The organism is Geobacillus sp. FSL K6-3411 (genome assembly GCF_037965715.1).
Taxonomy (GTDB): domain Bacteria; phylum Bacillota; class Bacilli; order Bacillales; family Anoxybacillaceae; genus Geobacillus; species Geobacillus thermodenitrificans.
Map to the genome: position 1 here is coordinate 2144694 of NZ_CP150187.1, position 20704 is coordinate 2165397.

Genomic DNA, 20704 nt, shown 5'->3' on the forward strand with positions numbered 1-20704 from the left:
CAGAAGTGTTTGCTTCCTCGTGAGGATTTGACGACAAAAACGGTTTTTCGCTCGCTTCACAATGGTGGATACACCACATTGCGAAGCAAATTGTGCAGGCTCACGGCGGAACCATCGAAGTCAAAAGCCAACGGGGAAAAGGAACCTCGTTTACTCTTTTTCTTCCCATCCAACCAAACGAGGGCGATATATCATGATGAAAAAGCCTGCCTGTTTTCACTCGTCCAGGCAGGCTTTCTCTTTTACGGCAGGGCGCTCATTCATCGGAAGCCGCTGCTGCCTTAAAGCTTCATAACCCCCCCTGTGCTCGCTGAAGTGACGTGCTTCGAGTAGCGGGCGAGATACCCGGTTTTTACTTTCGGCTCAAAGCCTTTCCAGTTCGCTTTGCGCCGTTCAAGCTCTTCGTCAGACAATTTGACATTGATCGTCCGCTTGACCGTGTCGATTTCGATTATATCGCCGTCTTCGATGAACGCGATCGGTCCGCCTTCTGCTGCCTCCGGAGAGACGTGCCCGATCGACAAGCCGCGCGAAGCACCGGAGAACCGCCCGTCAGTGACAAGCGCCACTTTTGTGCCGAGCCCCATGCCGACAATTTGTGAGGTTGGCGCGAGCATTTCCGGCATGCCTGGGCCACCTTTTGGCCCTTCGTAACGGATGACGACGACATGGCCTGGCTTGATTTTGCCGCTGGCGATGCCTTCAAGAGCTTCTTCCTGCGAATCGAAGACGATGGCTGGCCCTTCATGGCGCGTGATGCCGCCTTGAACCGCGCCGGTTTTAATGACCGCTCCGTCCGGTGCTAAGTTGCCGAACAAAATGGTGAGCCCGCCCGTTTCCGAATACGGGTTATCGATTGGCCGGATGACATCATAGTTTTTCACTTCACAGCCGGCAATGTTTTCGCCAAGCGTTTTACCGGTGACAGTGAGCGTGTCTAAATGGAGTGCGCCTTCTTTTTTCGACAATTCATTGAGCACCGCCGAGACGCCGCCCGCTTCGTGCAAGTCTTCAATATAATGGACATCCGATGCCGGAGCGAGCTTCGCTAAATGCGGCACGCGTGACGCCACTTCGTTAATCCGCTCGAGCGAATAGTCAATGCCGGCTTCGTTGGCGATGGCCAACGTATGTAGTACCGTATTCGTCGAGCCGCCAAGCGCCATATCGAGCGCGAACGCGTTATCGATTGCTTTTTCCGTGACAATGTCGCGCGGTTTAATATCATGTTCGATCAAATACATAAGCTGTTTCGCCGATTCGCGGACAAGCTCTTTACGCGCCGGGTCAACCGCTAAAATCGTCCCGTTGCCTGGTAAGGCGAGCCCGAGCGCTTCGGCCAAACAGTTCATTGAATTGGCCGTGAACATGCCCGAACACGACCCGCACGTCGGACAGCCGTACTGTTCGAGTTCCATCAGTCCTTTCTCATCGAGCGAGCCGCCTAAATACGCCCCGACTCCTTCAAATACGGACGAGAGTGAAATTTTCCGCCCATCTTTCGTTACGCCGGCTTTCATCGGCCCGCCGCTGACAAAAATCGTCGGGATGTTGAGCCGCATCGCTGCCATCATCATTCCTGGCGTAATTTTGTCGCAGTTCGGAATGCACACCATACCGTCAAACCAATGCGCGGAAACAACCGTTTCAATCGAGTCGGCGATAATTTCCCGGCTCGGAAGCGAATAGCGCATCCCGATATGCCCCATCGCGATGCCATCATCAACGCCGATCGTATTCATTTCAAACGGCACGCCACCCGCTTCACGGATCGCTTCCTTGACGATTTTTCCAAACTCTTGTAAATGGACGTGTCCAGGGATAATGTCAATATATGAGTTGACCACCGCAATAAACGGTTTGTCAAAATCTTCTTCTTTCACGCCAGCCGCTCGCAATAAACTTCGGTGCGGAGCGCGGTCGAATCCTTTTTTAATCATGTCGCTGCGCCGTGTTTTCATGAAGAGTCCCTCCATCGTTCAGATTAATAGGTTGCTAGTATTGTACCACTTTTTTTAATAAATTGACAATTACCTTTATTCTGAATGCGTTTTCATTGTTTTGTCTAGAGTAAGGCAACGTAAAAATAGGCTGCTCCCCTTGACATCAACAACGTTTAGGGGCATAATTTCTTACAAACTATAAAATTGTTGAACCTATCCTTGACAATCAACGAATGAGAACGGCACGGGACTAGTAAACCGAGGGAACGCGCCAGAGAGTGGAACCCATAGGCTGGAAGGTTCCTCGCGGGAAGCCGGTTGAACCTGCCCTAGACGGCCGCTTATGCAAACATAAGCCGCATGCCTGCGTTACAGGCTAGAGGTGGGCGCTTTGTGCGCCAAAAAAGGTGGTACCGCGGAACGCTTTTCCGTCCTTTTCAAAGAGGAGGAAAAGCGTTTTTTTATTGTCCTCTTCCCAGTTGTGGTCAAGAGACAGTGGAATAGACGACAGAAAAAATCCAAAGGAGGGAATGCGATGAAACGGCAGCGCGTCGTTGTGAAAATCGGGAGCAGCTCACTCACCGATCCAAAAGGCGGCCTTTGCCATGATAAACTGCTTGATCATGTTCAAGCGATCGCTTATATGAAACAGCTCGGCCATGACATCATTCTCATCACATCCGGTGCAGTTGCGGCCGGCTTCGGGCCGTTAGGCTACCCAACGCGGCCGACGACGATCGCCGGCAAACAGGCGGCTGCTGCCGTCGGACAAAGCTTATTGATGCAGGCGTACAGCGCACAGCTCGCCCAATTCGGCTTCACCGCCGCCCAGTTGTTGTTGACGCGCAGCGATTTTTACAGCCGTGAGCGATTTCGCAACTTGTTTGCCACGATCACCACATTACTCGAACACGGCGCCGTGCCGATCATTAACGAAAACGACTCCGTTTCCGTCGAAGAGTTGACGTTCGGCGACAATGATATGTTGTCAGCGCTTGTGGCAGGCTTCTTGCATGCCGATGCGCTCGTTTTGCTCACTGACATTAACGGGCTGTACGACGCCAATCCGAAAACGAACCCGCAGGCGAAGAAATACGCCTTTTTGCCAGAGATTACGAGCGAGATGCTCGCCTCAGCTGGCGGCAGCGGCTCGACTGTCGGCACCGGTGGCATGCGCTCAAAGCTGTTAGCTGCGCAAAAAGCTCTCTCCTTCGGCGTCAGCGTCTTCATCGGCACGGGAAGCGGCAAAGAAAAACTGGCTGATATTTTAGCTGGAAAAGGCGACGGTACATACATCGGTGTTCCTTTTCCGAAACAGATGCAAATGCGCAAGCAATGGATCGCTTATCACGCCCCCGTTTCCGGCACAATCACTGTGGACAGCGGCGCCGAGGAAGCGCTGCTTGACCGCGGGAAAAGTTTGCTGCCGGCCGGCGTCACGGCGGTTTCCGGCGACTTTCATGCGATGGATGTCGTCGATGTCATCAACGAAAAAGGTGTTACCATCGGCCGCGGTCAAGTATATTACGCCGCCGCCGATTTGAAAAAAGTGAAAGGGCGGCCGAGCGAAGAAGCGCGGCAATACTCTTACCTTCACCGCCCGGAAGTCATCCACCGCGACAATTGGGTTACTTTGCGAAAGGAGCGTGTCAAAAGATGAACGAATTGCTCGAAAAAGCCGAACGGTTGAAAACGGCGTCACAAACGTTGGCCATGCTGTCGACAGAAGAAAAAAACGCGGCATTAGAACAGATCGCCAAAGCCATCGACCGCAAACGCGCCGTCATTTTAGCGGAAAACGAAAAGGATATGGCCGCCGGCCGCGCGCAAGGGCTGTCACCGGCTTTGCTTGATCGGCTGCAGCTCACGAATGAACGGATCGATCAAATCATCAGCGGTGTCCGCCAAGTCGCCTCATTGCCGGATCCGGTTGGAGAAATCATCGAGGAGTGGACGCGGCCAAACGGCCTTCGCATCCAAACAGTGCGCGTGCCGCTTGGGGTGATCGGCATGGTATATGAAGCGCGCCCGAACGTGACAGTTGACGCTGTCAGCCTTTGTCTGAAAACAGGCAACGCCGTCCTGCTCCGCGGCAGCTCATCAGCGCTTCATTCCAACAAAGCACTTGTCAGCGTCATGAAAGAGGCACTTCGCACAACGGCCATCCCGGAAACAGCCATTGAGCTGCTCGAAGACACGAGCCGGGAAACAGCCCAGCGCATGTTCCGCCTAAACGATTATCTCGATGTCCTCATTCCGCGTGGCGGGGCGGGGCTCATTCGCTCGGTCGTTGAAAATGCCACCGTACCGGTGCTTGAGACCGGTGTCGGCAACTGCCATATTTTCGTTGATGAATCGGCCGAACGATCGATGGCGATCGATATCGTCTTAAACGCTAAATTGCAGCGTCCATCTGTCTGCAACGCCATCGAAACCGTGCTCATTCATGAGCGGTGGCCGTACGTCGGCGAACTGCTTGAGGCGCTTCATGCTCGCGGTGTTGAGCTTCGCGGCGACCGACGCCTTGCCGCCGCCTATCCGTTCGTCACCGAAGCGACGGAAGAAGACTGGCATACAGAATATTTGGCGCCGATTTTAGCGATCAAACTCGTCACTGATGTCGATGAAGCGATTCAACATATCCACCGCTACGGAACGAAACATTCCGAAGCGATCATCACGGAAAACGAAGCGCATGTCCGCCGCTTTTTCCAAGCGGTCGACGCGGCGGTGTTATACCATAACGCATCCACCCGCTTCACCGATGGTGAACAGTTCGGCTACGGGGCGGAAATCGGAATCAGCACGCAAAAGCTGCACGCGCGCGGACCGATGGGGCTTGTTGCCATCACCACAACGAAATCGCTCGTATACGGGACGGGGCAAATCCGAACGGTTTGACCGGGACGGGGAAGCGGAACAATCCGCTTCCCCGTCCTTTTGATGTATACCATCGCGAAAAGATCCAACATGCCGTTGATGGATTTTCGCAGCAATGAACAGCGTTTTTCCTACAAAAAACGTCCGGGCCGCACATGGCTTCCGGATTGTTTTTATCGTTTGCTCCGTTTTCCGTCAACGTTCGCTTGTCGATTCCACAAACACCCAACAGCGACTGCCGATGAAATTGACCGCCATACCAGCCATCGTGGCCGCACCTTTCGCGAACCAAAGCGGCCCGAACGGTTCGGCCACCAACAAGACAACGAGCGACACACCAAGTGATAGGCCGTTGACAACAAGAAACCGGAACAACTCCCCGATATTCGCCTTTTGCCGCATTTGAAACGTCCAACGCCGATTCCAAATGTAGCTGTTTATCACCCCAGCGCCATAAGAAACGACTTGCGCAGCGGCCGCTGGAACACCTGCAGCAGTGAGCAGAAAAAAGACAACAAAGTCAACGATCGTATTGCTTGCCCCAACAACGGCAAAACGCCATGCTGTTTGTTTTTCTTTACGGAATGTACGAAGCATTTCGTTCATGTTTCGTTCCGACTCCCCATGTTTCGTTGATGACATAAAGTGGCCGCTCTTTCCCCTCTTCATTCATTCGCCCCATCTATTTTCTAATGATGCCAAGTATCATCATCACCCCATTGCAAAGAGGCATCACGACCAACAATGACGCCCAACCGGCAACCGTTGAATGCGTAAACCATTATAGGACAACCATCATGCCGACGGCACTTCCCACCGACTGCCAAAACACAAATACGTTCGCCAGCTTGAGCGGTTTGTGCGAAAACGACGTGATCCATTGAGCGAAAAGCGAATCATTTTTTTGAGCGGATCCTTTGTCTCACCAGCCGCGGCTCTCTCCTATTCGACCGCCGTCTGCCGGAGGCCGAGCCAACTTGCCGCGAACAAACCGGCTGCGCTCTTTCATATAGACTAACTGATCGCACACCTTTCGGTCAATCAAGCGAAAATCGTCGGTATCTACGAGAATGTCAATTTCAGTCACTGAGCGCAATACGCGATAAAACATATAGGCGAGGCGGTCCATTGTTTGAATCGTGTCTCTCCTTTTCACTTCACGCGTCGAGCATAAACGACATCATATCCTTCTTTCCAACGGGCGATCATTTCGAAAACCAATTCAGGAGGAATCCGAACAACAGCTTCGTCAAGCGAGGCACGATCCTAAAAAGCGGGAGACAAGCGGTTCGAATGCATCGAACCAACACGCGGCTGCTTGCGTCCCAAATCGTCAAAGCTGACTTCCTCGCTCGCCCCTCCAAACGAATGACAACGCCGCGTTTGGGCTGACCAAAAATGAACTCCCCCATAAAAGCCATCGGCCGCCAAGCTGTAAGTCTATGGCGGCCGATCGTGCTTCTTCTTTATTTAATGACCTAGTCGTTCGAAATTATACTTACACTGGAGGATAGATCATTTTGAAGCGAGAAGCTGATCAGAATATAATAAAAAAACGAGTTAGTCAACTCGTTTTTCATCATAAGAAATTCAGCTCGCTCTTTTGTCGGTACCGTCAAGAATTTTGTGTAATGTAATGGGGTAGGGTTTCTCTGAAATGGATTTGAATTGATAGGGGACTGATTTTCTCCACACAGGAGACTGAATATTCAGTCTCCTGTGTGGAAAGGGAGAATCCCCCTATTTTGTTTATTTACAGTATTTGGTTAATGATAACGTTCTTCAAACATTCGTTGAAGGGCTTCATGCGCTTCGGCAAATCCTCGCAACTTTCGCCCTGCCCATTTCTCGTTAAAGTCCTGTATCGTCAAATATACGACTTTTTCAGCGGCTTCTAAACTGCTCAAACTGTTCATCGGTTTTAGGCGTTTCCGAATCTCCTTGATCGTTCGTTCGATGGCATTGGTCGTATAAATCACACTTCGAATACTGCTTGGATAGTCCATAAAGGTGAGAAGGACATCCAACTCATTTGCCCAAGATTGGACTTCCCTTGGGTATTTGTGAGACCATTTGGATTGAAACTGTTGAAACATCTCCAATGCGATTTCTTTATTCGGAGAACGATAAATGAGTTTCAGGTCCTCCGCCATTTCGAATTGATCTTTTTTCCGAACACGGCTGAGGGTGTTGCGGACTTTGTGCACGACACAGCGCTGCACATCGGCTTTCGGATACACCGCCTTAAAGGCTTCCTCCAACCCCGGAAGGCCATCGAAGACGCCAAGAAGCACTTCCTTGACGCCTCTTTTGTAGAGCTGTTGGAGAATCTCCTGCCATACATAGGCGCTTTCTTGTCCTCCTACGAAGAAATCAAGAATTTCACGATACCCTTCTTCGTTCACCCCCAATACCACATAAATAACTTCTTTCTCTACCGTATCCCGGCGAAGTTTCACGTACAAGCCGTCCAAATATAAGACCGAATAACGCTGGTGTAGTGGACGAGCGTGCCATTTCTCGATGTCTTCCTTCACGACATCGGTAATCCGGCTGATCGTCGCAGGAGAATAGGTGCTTCCTAGAATTCGTTCGATAAACTTGCCAATTTCACGCGTGCTCATGCCACTTTGGTACATCCTGATGATGGCTTCCTCCAGCCAGCCCGTGTGGCGTTGGTAAGGGGCAAACAGCTGCGTTTGAAATTCTCCGTTTCGGTCTCTAGGGACCAAAAGACCTTCAATCCGACCGTATTGCGTATCTAGATTTCTCTGATAGTAGCCGTTTCTCATATTCGACGTTCCAGCCTGTTCAATTTCGAGGAAATTTTTAATTTCTTCCCGCATGATCAGTTCTAATTTTTCCTTTACAAACTGACGAATAACACTTTCCAGTTGATTTGCCCAGTCTACATTCGGTATACTTCTTTTAGACATAGGTAGGGTTCTCCTTTCTCTGGAATGTTTTGGTCCAAATCAGAGAATACCCTACCTTTTTTCTTTTGGTCTAGCAAAATGCTTTACACAAAATTTTATACATCATCCTTTTGTCCTCTCTTATTGCTTTTGAATAGTACTGAGCGAAATTTATTGAAACTCTCATAGGATATAATAATACCGATTAAGGAATGACAAAGTGAAAATATACGCAGCCTTAATAAAAGACAAAACTAAGGAGAGCTCATAAGTTGAGATGGATTTTTGCTATAATATTGATGCTGATTGGGCTTTTTTATCTTCCTTGACCATTGATCAAATGAACAATATAGGTCATATCATTGTGAGAATTGTAGGATTTGGAAGTATTTTTGTTGCTGGTTTCATTGTTAGGGGGAAGAAAGAAGAATAATAAAATAGTCAACCTTCTTATTAACCATGTTATTGAAATATTGTCTCTGTTAAAAGAGATTATCGATAGTGGATACTTTTCCTCATATCATTTTCCTAAGAACAAGTATTCAGAAGACTTTGTCGCAAGAGACCGTACAAAACCAACGATCCCCAAAGTTTCTTGTATAGGGTATGGTGAAAAATCATTGGCTCTAAACGATCGATCTTCTGCCAACGTGCGTGTAGCTTTCATATAGTGTGGAAAGGCGATGAACAAGAGTGAAACTCCCTAATGGAATAACCGGCTTTTATCATGCAAACGTCGATCCCCCTCCTCCTCAAGTAGATGGGAAACCATTCAAGCAATTATGTTTTGATGTTGCCATTCGCAGCGGTGGAAAGGTCATTGATTTTAAAAGCTCGCAATATCCAGCCAATTTTTATTATGCGCAAGTTCAGATGGTCGATGATCCATTGTATATATTGCTTAATGCCCATTATCCTTACCTTGCTGTTGCATCGACAGTTGAATGTGGAAACATCCAATTTATCGACCATCCTGTTATTGATGAGCAGTTTTCTCCGTTTTATCAAGTATTGCAATCAGCCGAACTAAACGCTCCGATTCACCCCAATTTGATATCGGGATTGAACAGTGCAGAATTGGAGCAAATTTCCTACTGGAAACCGAAAACCATCGGAGAAATCATCTTTAACTACTGGGATTAAACCATCCAGGAACCCCCATAAAAAAGGAGTTCCTGTCTTCTTTTCAAAAGCCAACATAAACATTGAACAGAGCAAACACACCACTTCATCGGTTTGGTTCGTACACATCCCACATCCATTTGATCGACTCAACGATTTGATCGGCCGCTTGTTCGGCTTCAAGCTCATTGATGACCACGCGGGAATGATGGAGAGCGTAAGCCGACTGCCGCTGGAAAAACAGCTGCTCCACCTCTTCCAACGTTTTGTTTTTCAACACCGGGCGGCTGTCGACAATGAGCGGCAGCCGTTCCTCTTTCCAATAATCCCATGACAAGTCAAGAAAAAAGACGATGCCATGAGCGAGGCACGCGCGTCGCACCTCCTCCTGCAAATACGCACCGCCGCCGAGCGACAAAATTTTCAGCCTCGTATTCGTGCATAAATCGACGATGAGTTCCCGTTCCACTTTTCGAAAGTACGCTTCTCCTTTTTGCGCAAATATCTCAGGAATCGACATCCCTTGTCGCCGCTCAATTTCCGCATCGACATCGATAAAATCGCGATACAGCTTTTTCGCGACCAGCTGCCCGATCGTCGTTTTTCCCGCTCCCATAAAGCCGATTAAAATGATGTTTCGCTCGCGGAGCGGGATGGCGGTTTGCCTATTCATGGTGCACTCCCCTTTCTCCTTCAACCAACAACTCATTGTCTTTCCGTATGTAACCCAACGAATCAACGGCTATATTTTTGCAATACCGACAGCACCGCCCGTACGTCCTCCATCGGAATTTGCCCCGGAGCGGAGCTTTGTTTCCCAACGGCGAACGTAATCGCCGAGCCAAACAGCCATCCGACGAGCCGCGTCATCGCGCCTAACCCACCCATCGACATCGTAATAAGCGGAATGGAAAGCTCGCGCCGCGCCTGTTGCGTCGCCTCTAGCAACACCAGCACATCTTCCGGAGACGTCGGCATGGCGGCCACTTTCGCAATGTCAGCGCCGCCCTGCTCGGCCCGACGCATGATGTCCACCAACATCTCTTTCGACGGCGTACCGTCAAAATGATGGCTTGAAATGATAAGCCGCACCCCGCATTCATGGGCGGTACGGCGCACATCGGCGATACGCTCCCCGTAAGCCAGCTCGCAGTCAATGAGATCCACGGCTCCGCTTTCACACACCACTTTCATTACTTGCTGCTTTTCCTCTTCATCAAGCGGAATCGGCTGTCCTCCTTCCCGCTCCGAACGGATAGTAAACAAAATCGGGATGTCCCCCGCCACACGCCGCAGCTCGTTTGCTACCTCCAGCACACGCTCCTGATCGCCGATGTGGCGAAAAAAATCGGCCCGCCATTCAATCAAATCTGGCTTCTTTCGGCAAACCTCCTCCGCTTCGCGCAGCACTTGCCCAACATCCTCCCCGACCACCGGGGCGCAAAGGCATGGCTCATCGCCGCCGATGACCGCATTTCGAACTTTGATGATGTTCGCTGAAATATCCATCCATCGTTCCCCCATTCATGACTTTGCCAAATCAAACACGGCGGCTAGCCGTCTAAAAGACAGAGCCACACAAATCAAACCGTCCGCCTTCCGGTGAACAGCTGGAAGGCAACATCCATCTCCTTTGATCCAATCTAATATTCTTGCTTCTCTTTCATTCAATGATTTTCATGCTTTGTGATCATCGCAAAAATCATTTCGTCGGCCGCCCACCTCTTAGTAGAAATATAACTGAAAAATCATTCCTAAGCAATGTTCGAATAGTCGAAATGTTCCTGTGAGCCTTCGGTTTATCCGTCATCGACGCCTCTTTTACGACCAATCCGAACATCGCCCTTCTTTACATTTCGATGTCTCTCGACACTTTAGCTATCATATCATCACTCGCTTACAACCTCCCAACGTTTATCGCTTCTAAAGGGACTGTCGAAACATGGATCGGTCTTTTGACGTTTGGCAACCATTCCATGGACACTGTCGTGCCGATCACCGAAGTGACCGCTTCGTTTATGTACACGTTTCTCGTCGCTGCGATCATTTTGCTCACCGATATCTTCAGCGATATTTTCCTGCTCACCGATTTAGAGACGATTGAGCCGATGGACGAGCCGGCAAATAAGGCAGACATTTCACGATCAAACGGACACTAACAAAAAAGCGTCCTCCTCCCGGCGTAAAAACCGAGCAAGGACGCCTTTTTCTTTCTCATCATCAGCTAGCCTCTATCTCCCTAAAAGACAAACATTTCCTCATGTGACTACAACAACTTTTTCATCGTTCTAGGCCAAAAACCCAGGAACACAGCAACCATTCCTCTTCCCGAGTTTTCATACCACCCACAAAACGCTTTCTCCCAACATACATCCACCCGTTTCGAAGAAACATGGCGAGACGGATGGTTCTGATCCTCTAAACGAGGCCTATCTCTTTCAACAGCTCCTTCATTTTACCATTGATTTTCTAAGGCGGTAAGGGGCCATTTTGCACACCCCTTTCACCCCCCCAAAAAATAAAATGTGGTTATGTTAACTTGTACAACTGACCAAAATCGTCAAACGTCCAAAGCATGGAGCTATCAATACAATGTTTCGAAAACCGAAGGAAAAAGAGGCTTGCACACCCCTGCCGTTTTTCCGGCCATTTTGGGGTGTGCAAAACGGAAAGAAGCCGCCCGCTACACGATCAAGTTGTTCCACGGGAGATGATCGAAAGGTGTGCCAATGACGTACTTGTTTTCGTAGCTTTCCACCGTTAGCTCATATACGCGCAAGGAATCCCCTTCCCCGATCCACGGCCGGGCTCCTTCCACCATTTCCTTTGCCTCTTTCGCAGTCAAATACGCTTCGAATACGCTTTTTTGCACCCGAATGCCGTCGTTCAGCAACCACTTGGCAAGTTTATTTCTCTTTTTTATGTCTTCCATTTTTCCAAAATTTTCGCCTAGATCTCTTTAACCAATTCATCTGGAGAGGAAATGTCATCCATAAGAATCTCATCGATGCCAGCATCTCTGTTGTTTTTGCCCATCGCTCCTACACCTTCTGATACAGTGAATTCTCAAAAAAGACAGTTGGCTGCCCCCATCATTCTCCTTAACCAAAATATTCAAGATTCGATCAGTCCCTTCTATTTTCATACACTTCGTCTAGCAGTAATGATTTTTACACAAAAAATCCTGCCAGCATTGGCTAGCAGGAAAGCAGAAAACGCACCTGAACGATGCTTGTCATACCTTGATGGTTCAACAATCAAGAACACCACCCATTGTTAAGTTCGTGGCAATATCAAGGGTGATTCCTCCCTCGTTATACGAATAGCGTACGCTGAACGAAACGATGCGCCCTCCTTCCCCGATTTCACGAGCTCGTTTCGCTACTTTCTCACAACGTTCCAACACAACCGTTAACATTTCATTTTCCCGCCAGGAATTGCGCAGTACATGAAGGGATTGACCAAGTCAAACAAGTATTGATTAATATAGAGTGAAGACTAGAAGAAATGAGGGAGAACGTTGGCACGAGTTTTATACATAGAAGATGAACAGGAAATCGGCCGTTGGGTGACGATGAACCTTACGGAACGTGGGCATCATGTGACTTGGCTTCAGTCCGGAGAAGAGATCGAAGAACACTTGGCCCATTGCGACCTTGTCATTTTGGATGTGATGCTGCCGGGGCTGGACGGCTTTTCCATCGGCAAACGGATAAAAAAGGAGCAGCCAGATCTGCCGATTTTGATGCTTTCGGCGCGGACTGCCATTGAGGACAAAGTGGAAGGATTGAGTTTCGCTGATGATTATCTGACCAAGCCGTTCCACCCCGATGAGTTGGCCGCCCGCGTGGAGGTTTTGCTCCGGCGCTTCAACAAAAACGATGAAATCCTGAAACTGAAGCATTTGACCATCCATACAAAAGATATGCGCATCGTCAATCATGAAACGGGAGAAGAAATTCTACTGACAGGAAAACAATATCAAATTTTCCAATACTTCCTTCGCCATCTCAATCAAATTTTGACAAAAGAGCAGTTATACGAGGGTGTTTGGGGTGAGCCTTATATTGAAGGAGATAAAACATTGATGGTGCACATCCGTTATCTTCGTGAAAAACTGGAAAAAGATCCAAAAAACCCAGAAATCATTGAAACGATCCGGGGAATCGGTTATCGGGTGAGAAAATGAAAAGCGTAAAACGATTGCGGTCGCTGACGGCAAAATATATGGCCATTATTTTAACCGCTCTGTTTCTCATCTATCTTCTTATCATCGGAACTAGCCTTTTGGTCTTCAATGTCTATGACCATAAAGACCCAGAAACGTTGCAGATCGAAAAAGCCTGGCACCAGGATGCCCGTAGTCTCAAAAACCCCGGAAGCGAAGATATCAACCGGATGTTTGAAAAATGGCAAAACCGTTATCCGAAAGCGCGCTTGTTTTGGGTGGACAGCAACGGCCGGCTCGCCGCCGGGAGGAACCTTGCTGCGGATATTCCGAAACATTGGAATGCCGCCTATACCGCCAACTTCATCAAAGCGCGTTATGACAACGACCCTTTTACGGTCATTGCCTTTCCAAACAATGATGCATCCTATGGATTCGTCGTTTTTGAAATCGAGCGGAAGCTGCTTCAACCCGCATTTACTGAAGCCAATGCCGACTTTATGTATTTTATTGTTCCCGGGGGAATTGTGTTATTTGTGACCGTCTCGTATTTGTTTTTCTTGGGGATCCGCAAACGTCTCCTTTATTTGCAACAGGCCATGGAGATACGGGACGTGGACGGATTGCCAGTAGCCATCACGGTGAGAAAACAGGATGAAATCGGCCAACTGGAGATGGCCTTCAATCAAATGGTGGATGAGCTCCGAGAAAGCCGGAAACGGGAAGAAGCGGAAGAGCAGCTGCGGAAAGAACTGATCGCCAATTTATCCCATGATTTGCGTACGCCGCTGACCAAAATCCGGGCGCATGCCTATACGTTGGAGAAAGAGGCTTTGACTCCAGTAGCAAGACAAGCTGTCAACATGATCGAACAGTCGGTTTCGAAAATGGACCGATTGATCGAGAATTTGATATCGTATACGCTTTTAAACGCCAAAAAATTGAAATATGAACCGACTCCGACGGATGTGGTCCGGCTTGCCCGTTCCTTCATCGCCGCCTGGTATCCAGCTTTTGAAAAAGAAGGTTTTTTTATAGATGTCCAGCTGGATGATTTGGAACAAAAACATTGGAACGTCGATCCGCTTTGGATGGAACGGATTTTTGACAATTTGTTTCAAAATATCATCCGCCACGCCAAGGACGGAAAATATATCGGGTTGAAAACGAAAAAAACCGATTCTTATGACGCGTTGGTCGTGCTTGACCGTGGCAAAGGATTCCGGCACAAAAGTTCCGAAAAAGGGGCGGGAATCGGGCTTGCCATTGTGGATTTGATGGTGAAGAAGATGGAGTTGGACTGGAAAATCGAATCATCGGAAACCGGGACAATCATAACAATCATTCATTATCGATCATGCTAGGAAAGGAATCCATTTCCTTTCCTTTTTTATTTTTAAACAAATTTTAAACTGTCTCGACACCTCATTTTAACCTTCGATTCCTATGATGGTATAGCGAGGTGATGGAAGGATGGAATATATCGTCGAAACTCATCATTTGACGAAACGGTTTGGAAAGGAGATCGCCGTAAACGCCCTGAACCTGAAAATTCCCAGAGGGGAAGTATACGGGTTTTTAGGTCCGAACGGAGCGGGGAAATCGACAACTCTCCGGATGCTTCTAGGCCTCATGAGACCGACGGCTGGATCGATCCGGATTTTTGGCAAAGACTTAAAAAAAGAGCGGATTTCCATTCTTCGGAATGTTGGGTCATTGGTGGAAAGCCCGTCTTATTACTCCCACTTGACCGCCTATGAAAATTTGGAAGCCATGCGAAAAATCTTGGGCTCCCCCAAAGAAAAAATTGATGAAGTTCTGGACCTTGTCCGCCTGAGTAACGCTGCCGATAAAAAGGTAAAAGGCTTTTCTCTTGGGATGAAACAACGATTGGGGATTGCGATGGCATTGTTGAACGATCCAAAATTGCTGATTCTGGATGAACCGACAAACGGCCTCGACCCTTCAGGAATCATTGAAATGCGGAATTTAATCAAGCGTTTACCGAAAGAAAAAGACATCACCGTGCTGATTTCAAGCCACTTACTTTCTGAAATCGATCAAGTCGCTACCTACGTCGGTGTCATTTCGAAAGGAAAGCTGATTTTCCAAGATTCCATTAAAGCCATGCGCAATAAAGCCCAGCTGAAAATCCGATTAAAAGTGAGCGACGCCAACAATGCCTACCGTTCTTTGCTGGCAAAAGGAATAAAAACACACTATCAGGATCACATCATTTATTTGTATGAACAGTCGGATGAAGCGGTTGCCGCAGTGGTCGAAACCCTCGTCGATGAAGGATACTCGGTTTACCGGGTGGAAGAAGAGCATCAATCACTGGAAGACATTTTCCTAAAAATGACCGCAGGTGGTGACGACAGATGATCATGAAACTGCTTGCGACCGATTTTTTGAAAATCAAACGGAAAGGATTATGGTTTTTGACCATTCTAGGTCCACTTGGTGTCGTCTTGCTGCAGTGGGTCAATTACGAGCTCGTCCCCGGCAGGAGAGAATGGCTCCTTCAAAGAAGCGATGATGATTGGCTGTTTTATTTGCAAAATGTCAACAGCTTCACACCGCTTGCACTGGTACTCGGGATCACTATTTTGACATCCCTTGCAGCCAGTATCGAAAATGAGACGAACGCCTGGAAACAACTTATCGCTTTACCGATATCGAAAATGGGGGTGTTTTTGTCCAAATTCACGGTATTGGCATTCTTGTTGGCTATCGCTTCAGTTCTATTATTCTTTTTCACATGGCTTTTAGGTATTTATTTGGATCTCGGTGCTGTCATACCGTACGCGCAAATCGCCACATTCAGCTTCTACCCATATTTTGCATCACTTCCTTTGTTGGCTTTGCATCTTTGGGTAGCAACCGTAAGCAATAACCAAGGGATTCCGATCTCCCTCGGAGTGATTGGATTTTTGTTTACCTCCTACAGTTTTAAGCTGCCGGATTGGCTGCCATGGAAGTGGCCGTCGTTGCAAAACCAATGGGATGAACCGCTCGTCAATGTCGTTTTGGGCATTTGTGTCGGTATCATCCTTTATATCATCGGGATGCTGGATTTTGCACGAAGGGATGTGAAATGAATGATTTCTCTTTTACAGTCGGAGTGGTTTAAGTTAAGAAAATCCAAATTCGTCTTCACCGCCATTTTGCTTGGTCCACTCATTACGTTTTTCTATGCACTGATGCTCCAACCGGACACATTCGGATTGGAAAAAAGATTTTTGTGGGAATTTTTGATCGCGTTTACCACGCTTCTTTACGCCTTGCGTTTTTTGCCACTCACGACCGGCATCTTGGCTGGCCTCATCTGCCGGTATGAGCATCAAAACGGAGGGTGGAAGCAACTGTTGGCCCTGCCGGTGACAAGGAGCCGGGTATTTCTCGCCAAATATACGATCCTCATGCTCATCACCTTGACCATTCAATTGCTCTATTTGCTTGCTATTTGGACTTCCGGAGTGCTAAAGGGGGCGGAGGAGCCGTTTCCTATGATGCTCCTTTGGAAAAGCATTTTTGGCGGCTGGATCGCGACGTTGCCTCTTCTTGCTTTGCAATTGTGGATGTCGATGCTTTTTAAAAGTTTCGCCGCGCCCTTTGCCGTGAACGTCGTTTTCACTTTGCCCGCCATTCTGGCAGTAAACTCAGAAAAATTTGGACCATTATACCCTTGGGCACAGCCATTTTTGATGATGTATGTATCCGGAGATGCGGAAAATGATATATTCTTTGTCCCATGGGAACAAGTCTTAACAGTGATCGGCGGCAGTTTTCTCATTTTCTTCTTTGGCGGCCTGTTATATTTCCGGCGAAAAGAAAATATCTAAAAACAGCTAGTTTCCTTAATATTGTGGAGGCTCTTGTCCATAGCCAGAAAGCCAAAAGAAAATAATAATGTAGATGAGTACATGGAGTTCAAAATCGATCGCTTTGTTTCTAGAACATTCATGTTTTCCATTTTATTGGTCATTTTACTACTATCAAACTTTCTCCACCTATTTTGCCTTTACGGGTGCAGGAAATATGATAAGAAAAAATCAATGAAGAAGACCGGAGGTGTAAAAACCTTTGGTCTTCTTTGTTGCTTTCTATACTAAAGCACAAATTGCCTTTGCTCCAAAATAGCAACCAACAGATACTAAGACTACACAGATAGGCTCACAAGTAGAAAATCGCACAACAAACTTGATTAGAACTTCGATAACGCCTCCACCGCATCCGCCAAATCACTGTAGCTGTCCTTTACGTACCGCGATGTGGTGGCGATATGACTGTGACCGACCAGTCGGCGCACCTTTTCGATATCATTGTTCATCGCTTTTAACATCCACTTGCAGAAGGTGTGGCGAAACATATGCGGCGTCAGTTTCTTGCCCGGCGGGCTGTAGCTCTCGACCATGCGCTGAATCCCACGCACAGAGAACTTAGGAGATCGTTGGCTATAAAAAACATAGGGAGAGGCTTCGACATGCGGTTTCTTTTTCGCCATTTCCGCCCGAAACGCCAGCCAATCCTGAAGCTCCGCCAACAAGATGTTTGAAATCGGCACCGTCCGTACCTTCATCCCTTTGCCCACGATGCGAAGACGCCTCATCTCGAGATCAATGTCCGTCAGTTTCAAGTTCGACAGCTCTTCCACCCGCAGACCAGCATAGACAAACAGGTAGACAATCGCCCGGTCACGCCGATCCTTTTCCTCCGGGTCGACGCCTCGGCTTTGAATGCAGATAATATGTCTAGTGTAAAGAGCGAATCTCTCTGCGATGATCTCATGCTCCAACATATGTGATCTCCTGCTTTAGATGCAAAAACTGGGCATTTACCTAGCCCATCTTATGACCCAGGGCATATACTGGAGTATCCTGTTACCCAGGACATATGCTGAAGTATCTTAGTGTAAAGAGGTGAAACACATGTCAAAATGTCAAAATGACAACCAGGTGATAAGAATACGATGTGGTTGCACCAATCTGAGAACCGTGACCGTGCATAGACCTATCTCACCAGAACCGGGTGGTCCGGATGGTCCGGGTCCATCAATTTTTGCCTATGTGACCAATGCCGCTGACAATACGGTATCAGTCATTGATACCTCAACCAATGCCGTCATCGCAACGATCCCGGTGGGATTCGCTCCTTATAGTGCTACCATTACACCAGATGGCACGCGCGCATATGTTGCCAATGCCAATGACAATACGATATCAGTCATTGATACCTCAACCAATACAGTCATCGCAACAATTCCGGTAGCATCTCCTCATGATATAGACCTGACACCAGACGGCACTCACGCGTATGTTACTAATACCGCTACCAACACCGTGATCACAACGATTCCTGTAGGAAATGCCCCTCATGGTATAGCCATTACGCCGGTTGCTATATAAACCCATCTCCTCCATGAATCCTCCCTTGAAACATCACGGGGGATAATCGTTTTGGGGCAAACTATATCATCATTCGCATGAATACCTTAATACCAACTACTAATACTGAAAGTCCCGTCGCACCCTGTTCCAATTGGAGCCCATCTAAATTCACATTGTGCCCAAATATAATAACTATGTTCTTCGTTAATTGGGCCAACTCGTTTATTTACTATTTCTTCTTCATTGAGAAAATACCCCCAAACAGGGTCTTTTCGCCAAAATTGATTGGTAACGTCTTTTCCGTCATCTCTATAAACTCTAAAATATAACCAAGTATGTCCTAGATCAGAATTGTTATTATAGCCATATACCCCTAGATACCCACCTTTAGGAACTTTTACTTTTCTAGTTGTATAGACTTTACCATCAGGAGCACCATCAAAAATAATGGTACTTTGATCTTTAAGAGTTGCAGCATAAACATCCGGATGGAAACTCATCAAGGAAAACAAAACGATCAAGGAAAAGAGGAGTATCTTTTTCATAAAACATATCCCCTTTCTCCAAGTTATTTTCTACCCTTAAATATAATGATGTTCACAAAAATGGAAACAGACTTTACTACCATTTTTTTAATTATTTTCCAGATCGGTTTCATTAAGTAGAAGGTTGTCTTGGTGCATTTGTAGGCTGTTTCATTTAAATGAACAAAAACTCAAACTCAACTATTTAACAAAATATAACTACAAAATAATTTATTTACATTTCAGTTAATTTTGAATAAAATTTAACGTGGTAATAAAATGATTGATTGGAGGGATTTAGTTGATTAAGGGATTGAAGAAGGGAATTGTCGCTCTCATCACAGCAGGAGCCCTTGTCTTCGTTTTGGGAAATCCCAATACCTATGCTGCTTCCTATACTGACTTTGGACCAGCTTCGTTTGCGACTGAGGATGGGAAATACGAATTGACCATCCGAACCACTTCGGTAGAAAAGAATGTAACCATCTGGGTCTATGATCTTTATCGAGTAAATCGTAACTCGGGTGCCGTTACTTCTATGAATGGTGATACTAGTCCTTTATCTGTCCGACTTTGTAATGCTTCTACCGGAAACTGTACAGCCTTTAAATCATTTTGGGAAGGTAATAGTAGTGCCATCTTCACGAATATGAAAGCTGGAACATTTTACGTGGATATACGTGATAGTTGGGCAAATTACTATTTTAAAGGTAAGGTCGCTGCAAAGACGTATAGTTGGAACCCTGATGATTGCTGGCTCGACTGCAACTAAAAACATGTATATTCATTTTTTAGAGGTACGTAGATAAACCGACTAAAAGCCATCTTTTTTTCTATAGTAAACAACTATTTCTGACTTATTTCAAAAAGGATGATTTCATATTCTCATCAAAGTCAATAAGCTGTAAAGACCAGAGCAATCTGGTCTTTTTATTTTTGTCTAACATTAGAGTGACAGAAGCAATGATCGAGGAAAAACGATAGCAACATTTTGATTGAACAACGGGGTATACGTTGTAAAAAGCTATAAATGTCCTACAGAGACGCTTTCCTCTCCCGAATATAAAATACTTTGTGGTTGAAGACGTGTTATACGCCAATCTGAGAAGCTGTTTTTTAAAGGGGGACCGAAAAATTTAGGAGACCTCCCCCCTTTCTCCTTTTGTGAAGTATCGCTCACAGGTTCACTACAAAACTATAAAAAAGAGGGCCAAATGCCCTCATCAGCCATCTATTTTTGTAATCCATCAGTAAACATTCTGTACAGTCGCTCTGATTAGACCTTTGTAATAGTAACCGGGATCAGGGTCACGGATGTCAACATAGAAAGTGCCCGGTTTCATATTCGTAAAATCGGCCCCAAATGCGGAATGCCCCAAAGGATCCGTCAGATTCTTGAATGACGTGCAGTTCCCCGTGCTTGCATTGCAAAGCCGTACTTTCAATTCTTCAGTCCAATAAGGGACGGCCTTGCCTGTACTGTAGCTCACCCGATAGAGATCCCAGATTACCACGGTCACATCATTATCCGTACTGGTGGTCTTCAGTGTCAGTTCATATTTGCCATCCTCTGTCCTCCAAGAAGCCGGACCAAATTGAGTGTAGGCATACGCCTGCGAAGTGAAGAAAACACCAAATGCCATCACAAAGACTGCAAGGAATGCCGCCAGCTTTTTGAGCATATGAAACCCTCCTCGACGATATGATGATGATTCAATATCAATATATACTTATTTTGTATTTATTTCAATATTTTCCCTAA

At 47.0% G+C, this 20704-nt stretch carries 21 protein-coding genes and 2 pseudogenes; 12 read left to right on the forward strand and 11 right to left on the reverse strand.

Annotated features, from left to right (window positions below; genetic code table 11):
• Nucleotides 1-281 precede the first annotated feature (281 nt).
• Nucleotides 282-1961 (reverse strand): dihydroxy-acid dehydratase, encoded by a 1680-nt coding sequence (gene ilvD / locus NSQ22_RS10790; protein WP_029761795.1) that lies wholly within the window; start codon nucleotides 1959-1961, stop codon nucleotides 282-284.
• 517 nt (nucleotides 1962-2478) lie between these two features.
• Here ilvD and proB point away from each other — a divergent pair.
• Entirely contained in the window at nucleotides 2479-3603 is a 1125-nt protein-coding gene (gene proB, locus NSQ22_RS10795) for a glutamate 5-kinase (protein WP_236934169.1), read from the forward strand.
• Nucleotides 3600-4844 (forward strand): glutamate-5-semialdehyde dehydrogenase, encoded by a 1245-nt coding sequence (locus NSQ22_RS10800; RefSeq protein ID WP_339263432.1) that lies wholly within the window; start codon nucleotides 3600-3602, stop codon nucleotides 4842-4844. The genes proB and NSQ22_RS10800 overlap by 4 nt, the downstream gene beginning before the upstream one ends.
• Before the next feature lie 174 nt (nucleotides 4845-5018).
• On the opposite strand, the gene NSQ22_RS10805 is transcribed toward NSQ22_RS10800, so the two are convergent.
• The 3 genes and pseudogenes from NSQ22_RS10805 to NSQ22_RS10815 all read right to left on the reverse strand — a co-directional run bounded on the left by NSQ22_RS10805 (nucleotide 5019) and on the right by NSQ22_RS10815 (nucleotide 7759).
• Entirely contained in the window at nucleotides 5019-5429 is a 411-nt protein-coding gene (locus tag NSQ22_RS10805; RefSeq protein ID WP_339263434.1) for a GtrA family protein, read from the reverse strand.
• Nucleotides 5401-6077 (reverse strand): annotated as a pseudogene (locus tag NSQ22_RS10810) (glycosyltransferase); the annotation flags it as partial. The gene NSQ22_RS10805 and the pseudogene NSQ22_RS10810, both read right to left, overlap by 29 nt.
• Before the next feature lie 512 nt (nucleotides 6078-6589).
• On the reverse strand, nucleotides 6590-7759 hold the full coding sequence (locus NSQ22_RS10815) for an IS256 family transposase (protein ID WP_087959910.1): 1170 nt from the start codon (nucleotides 7757-7759) through the stop codon (nucleotides 6590-6592).
• Between the two features lie 256 nt (nucleotides 7760-8015).
• Here NSQ22_RS10815 and NSQ22_RS10820 point away from each other — a divergent pair, with 256 nt between their 5' ends.
• Both NSQ22_RS10820 and NSQ22_RS10825 read left to right on the forward strand, forming a co-directional pair.
• Nucleotides 8016-8171, forward strand: coding sequence for a hypothetical protein (locus NSQ22_RS10820; protein WP_339263436.1), 156 nt, complete (start codon nucleotides 8016-8018; stop codon nucleotides 8169-8171).
• Between the two features lie 260 nt (nucleotides 8172-8431).
• Complete coding sequence (locus NSQ22_RS10825; RefSeq protein WP_081157574.1) at nucleotides 8432-8881, forward strand: hypothetical protein; 450 nt, start codon at nucleotides 8432-8434, stop codon at nucleotides 8879-8881.
• Between the two features lie 85 nt (nucleotides 8882-8966).
• On the opposite strand, the gene NSQ22_RS10830 is transcribed toward NSQ22_RS10825, so the two are convergent.
• Together NSQ22_RS10830 and aroD are read right to left on the reverse strand one after the other, a co-directional pair.
• Complete coding sequence (locus tag NSQ22_RS10830) at nucleotides 8967-9533, reverse strand: shikimate kinase (protein ID WP_087960102.1); 567 nt, start codon at nucleotides 9531-9533, stop codon at nucleotides 8967-8969.
• A gap of 62 nt (nucleotides 9534-9595) precedes the next feature.
• On the reverse strand, nucleotides 9596-10369 hold the full coding sequence (gene aroD / locus NSQ22_RS10835) for a type I 3-dehydroquinate dehydratase (RefSeq protein WP_087960103.1): 774 nt from the start codon (nucleotides 10367-10369) through the stop codon (nucleotides 9596-9598).
• 350 nt (nucleotides 10370-10719) lie between these two features.
• Here aroD and NSQ22_RS10840 point away from each other — a divergent pair, with 350 nt between their 5' ends.
• Nucleotides 10720-11019, forward strand: a complete 300-nt coding sequence (locus NSQ22_RS10840) for a hypothetical protein (protein WP_190300652.1) — start codon at nucleotides 10720-10722, stop codon at nucleotides 11017-11019.
• 524 nt (nucleotides 11020-11543) lie between these two features.
• Here NSQ22_RS10840 and cas2 read toward each other — a convergent pair.
• Together cas2 and NSQ22_RS10850 are read right to left on the reverse strand one after the other, a co-directional pair.
• Nucleotides 11544-11792, reverse strand: a complete 249-nt coding sequence (gene cas2, locus NSQ22_RS10845; RefSeq protein ID WP_253806215.1) for a CRISPR-associated endonuclease Cas2 — start codon at nucleotides 11790-11792, stop codon at nucleotides 11544-11546.
• A 318-nt stretch (nucleotides 11793-12110) separates the two neighbouring features.
• Nucleotides 12111-12278: a hypothetical protein gene (locus NSQ22_RS10850; RefSeq protein ID WP_339263441.1), complete on the reverse strand. Its 168-nt coding sequence runs from the start codon at nucleotides 12276-12278 to the stop codon at nucleotides 12111-12113.
• Nucleotides 12279-12380: 102 nt separating this feature from the next.
• On the opposite strand from NSQ22_RS10850, the gene NSQ22_RS10855 reads away from it, so the two are divergent.
• From NSQ22_RS10855 to NSQ22_RS10875, 5 genes are all read left to right on the forward strand, one after another.
• Entirely contained in the window at nucleotides 12381-13049 is a 669-nt protein-coding gene (locus NSQ22_RS10855; RefSeq protein ID WP_008880569.1) for a response regulator transcription factor, read from the forward strand.
• Nucleotides 13046-14392, forward strand: coding sequence for a HAMP domain-containing sensor histidine kinase (locus NSQ22_RS10860; RefSeq protein ID WP_339263442.1), 1347 nt, complete (start codon nucleotides 13046-13048; stop codon nucleotides 14390-14392). Before NSQ22_RS10855 ends, NSQ22_RS10860 begins: the two co-directional genes overlap by 4 nt.
• A 109-nt stretch (nucleotides 14393-14501) precedes the next feature.
• Nucleotides 14502-15413: an ABC transporter ATP-binding protein gene (locus NSQ22_RS10865; protein WP_008880567.1), complete on the forward strand. Its 912-nt coding sequence runs from the start codon at nucleotides 14502-14504 to the stop codon at nucleotides 15411-15413.
• Nucleotides 15410-16129, forward strand: a complete 720-nt coding sequence (locus NSQ22_RS10870; RefSeq protein ID WP_008880566.1) for an ABC transporter permease — start codon at nucleotides 15410-15412, stop codon at nucleotides 16127-16129. Before NSQ22_RS10865 ends, NSQ22_RS10870 begins: the two co-directional genes overlap by 4 nt.
• A complete protein-coding gene (locus NSQ22_RS10875) occupies nucleotides 16130-16873 on the forward strand; it encodes an ABC transporter permease (protein WP_008880565.1) in 744 nt (247 codons plus the stop codon).
• A gap of 362 nt (nucleotides 16874-17235) precedes the next feature.
• On the opposite strand, the pseudogene NSQ22_RS10880 reads toward NSQ22_RS10875, so the two are convergent.
• Nucleotides 17236-17769: pseudogene (locus tag NSQ22_RS10880) on the reverse strand (site-specific integrase); the annotation flags it as partial.
• 190 nt (nucleotides 17770-17959) lie between these two features.
• On the opposite strand from NSQ22_RS10880, the gene NSQ22_RS10885 reads away from it, so the two are divergent.
• Nucleotides 17960-18436 (forward strand): hypothetical protein, encoded by a 477-nt coding sequence (locus NSQ22_RS10885; protein ID WP_339263445.1) that lies wholly within the window; start codon nucleotides 17960-17962, stop codon nucleotides 18434-18436.
• Nucleotides 18437-18522: 86 nt separating this feature from the next.
• Here the strand turns inward: NSQ22_RS10885 and NSQ22_RS10890 are convergent, their stop codons facing one another.
• The gene (locus NSQ22_RS10890; RefSeq protein WP_339263447.1) at nucleotides 18523-18918 is read right to left on the reverse strand and encodes a hypothetical protein; all 396 of its coding nucleotides are present in this window, start codon (nucleotides 18916-18918) and stop codon (nucleotides 18523-18525) included.
• Nucleotides 18919-19243: 325 nt separating this feature from the next.
• Between NSQ22_RS10890 and NSQ22_RS10895 the strand changes: the two genes are divergently transcribed.
• Nucleotides 19244-19714 carry a hypothetical protein gene (locus NSQ22_RS10895; protein WP_008880561.1) on the forward strand — a complete coding sequence of 157 codons (471 nt, stop codon included), beginning with the start codon at nucleotides 19244-19246 and terminating at the stop codon, nucleotides 19712-19714.
• Nucleotides 19715-20189: 475 nt separating this feature from the next.
• Here NSQ22_RS10895 and NSQ22_RS10900 read toward each other — a convergent pair whose 3' ends face one another.
• On the reverse strand, nucleotides 20190-20624 hold the full coding sequence (locus NSQ22_RS10900) for a hypothetical protein (RefSeq protein ID WP_008880560.1): 435 nt from the start codon (nucleotides 20622-20624) through the stop codon (nucleotides 20190-20192).
• Nucleotides 20625-20704 lie beyond the last annotated feature (80 nt).

Coding starts and splice junctions, on each gene's coding strand:
- proB (WP_236934169.1), top strand. CDS start 2,479: ATGAAACGGCAGCGCGTCGTTGTGAAAATCGGGAGCAGCTCACTCACC.
- NSQ22_RS10840 (WP_190300652.1), top strand. CDS start 10,720: ATGTCTCTCGACACTTTAGCTATCATATCATCACTCGCTTACAACCTC.
- cas2 (WP_253806215.1), bottom strand. CDS start 11,792: ATGGAAGACATAAAAAAGAGAAATAAACTTGCCAAGTGGTTGCTGAAC.
- NSQ22_RS10850 (WP_339263441.1), bottom strand. CDS start 12,278: ATGTTAACGGTTGTGTTGGAACGTTGTGAGAAAGTAGCGAAACGAGCT.
- NSQ22_RS10815 (WP_087959910.1), bottom strand. CDS start 7,759: ATGTCTAAAAGAAGTATACCGAATGTAGACTGGGCAAATCAACTGGAA.
- aroD (WP_087960103.1), bottom strand. CDS start 10,369: ATGGATATTTCAGCGAACATCATCAAAGTTCGAAATGCGGTCATCGGC.
- NSQ22_RS10830 (WP_087960102.1), bottom strand. CDS start 9,533: ATGAATAGGCAAACCGCCATCCCGCTCCGCGAGCGAAACATCATTTTA.
- NSQ22_RS10875 (WP_008880565.1), top strand. CDS start 16,130: ATGATTTCTCTTTTACAGTCGGAGTGGTTTAAGTTAAGAAAATCCAAA.
- NSQ22_RS10805 (WP_339263434.1), bottom strand. CDS start 5,429: ATGAACGAAATGCTTCGTACATTCCGTAAAGAAAAACAAACAGCATGG.
- NSQ22_RS10890 (WP_339263447.1), bottom strand. CDS start 18,918: ATGAGTTTCCATCCGGATGTTTATGCTGCAACTCTTAAAGATCAAAGT.
- ilvD (WP_029761795.1), bottom strand. CDS start 1,961: ATGAAAACACGGCGCAGCGACATGATTAAAAAAGGATTCGACCGCGCT.
- NSQ22_RS10885 (WP_339263445.1), top strand. CDS start 17,960: ATGTCAAAATGTCAAAATGACAACCAGGTGATAAGAATACGATGTGGT.
- NSQ22_RS10900 (WP_008880560.1), bottom strand. CDS start 20,624: ATGCTCAAAAAGCTGGCGGCATTCCTTGCAGTCTTTGTGATGGCATTT.
- NSQ22_RS10865 (WP_008880567.1), top strand. CDS start 14,502: ATGGAATATATCGTCGAAACTCATCATTTGACGAAACGGTTTGGAAAG.
- NSQ22_RS10860 (WP_339263442.1), top strand. CDS start 13,046: ATGAAAAGCGTAAAACGATTGCGGTCGCTGACGGCAAAATATATGGCC.
- NSQ22_RS10800 (WP_339263432.1), top strand. CDS start 3,600: ATGAACGAATTGCTCGAAAAAGCCGAACGGTTGAAAACGGCGTCACAA.
- NSQ22_RS10870 (WP_008880566.1), top strand. CDS start 15,410: ATGATCATGAAACTGCTTGCGACCGATTTTTTGAAAATCAAACGGAAA.
- NSQ22_RS10820 (WP_339263436.1), top strand. CDS start 8,016: ATGGATTTTTGCTATAATATTGATGCTGATTGGGCTTTTTTATCTTCC.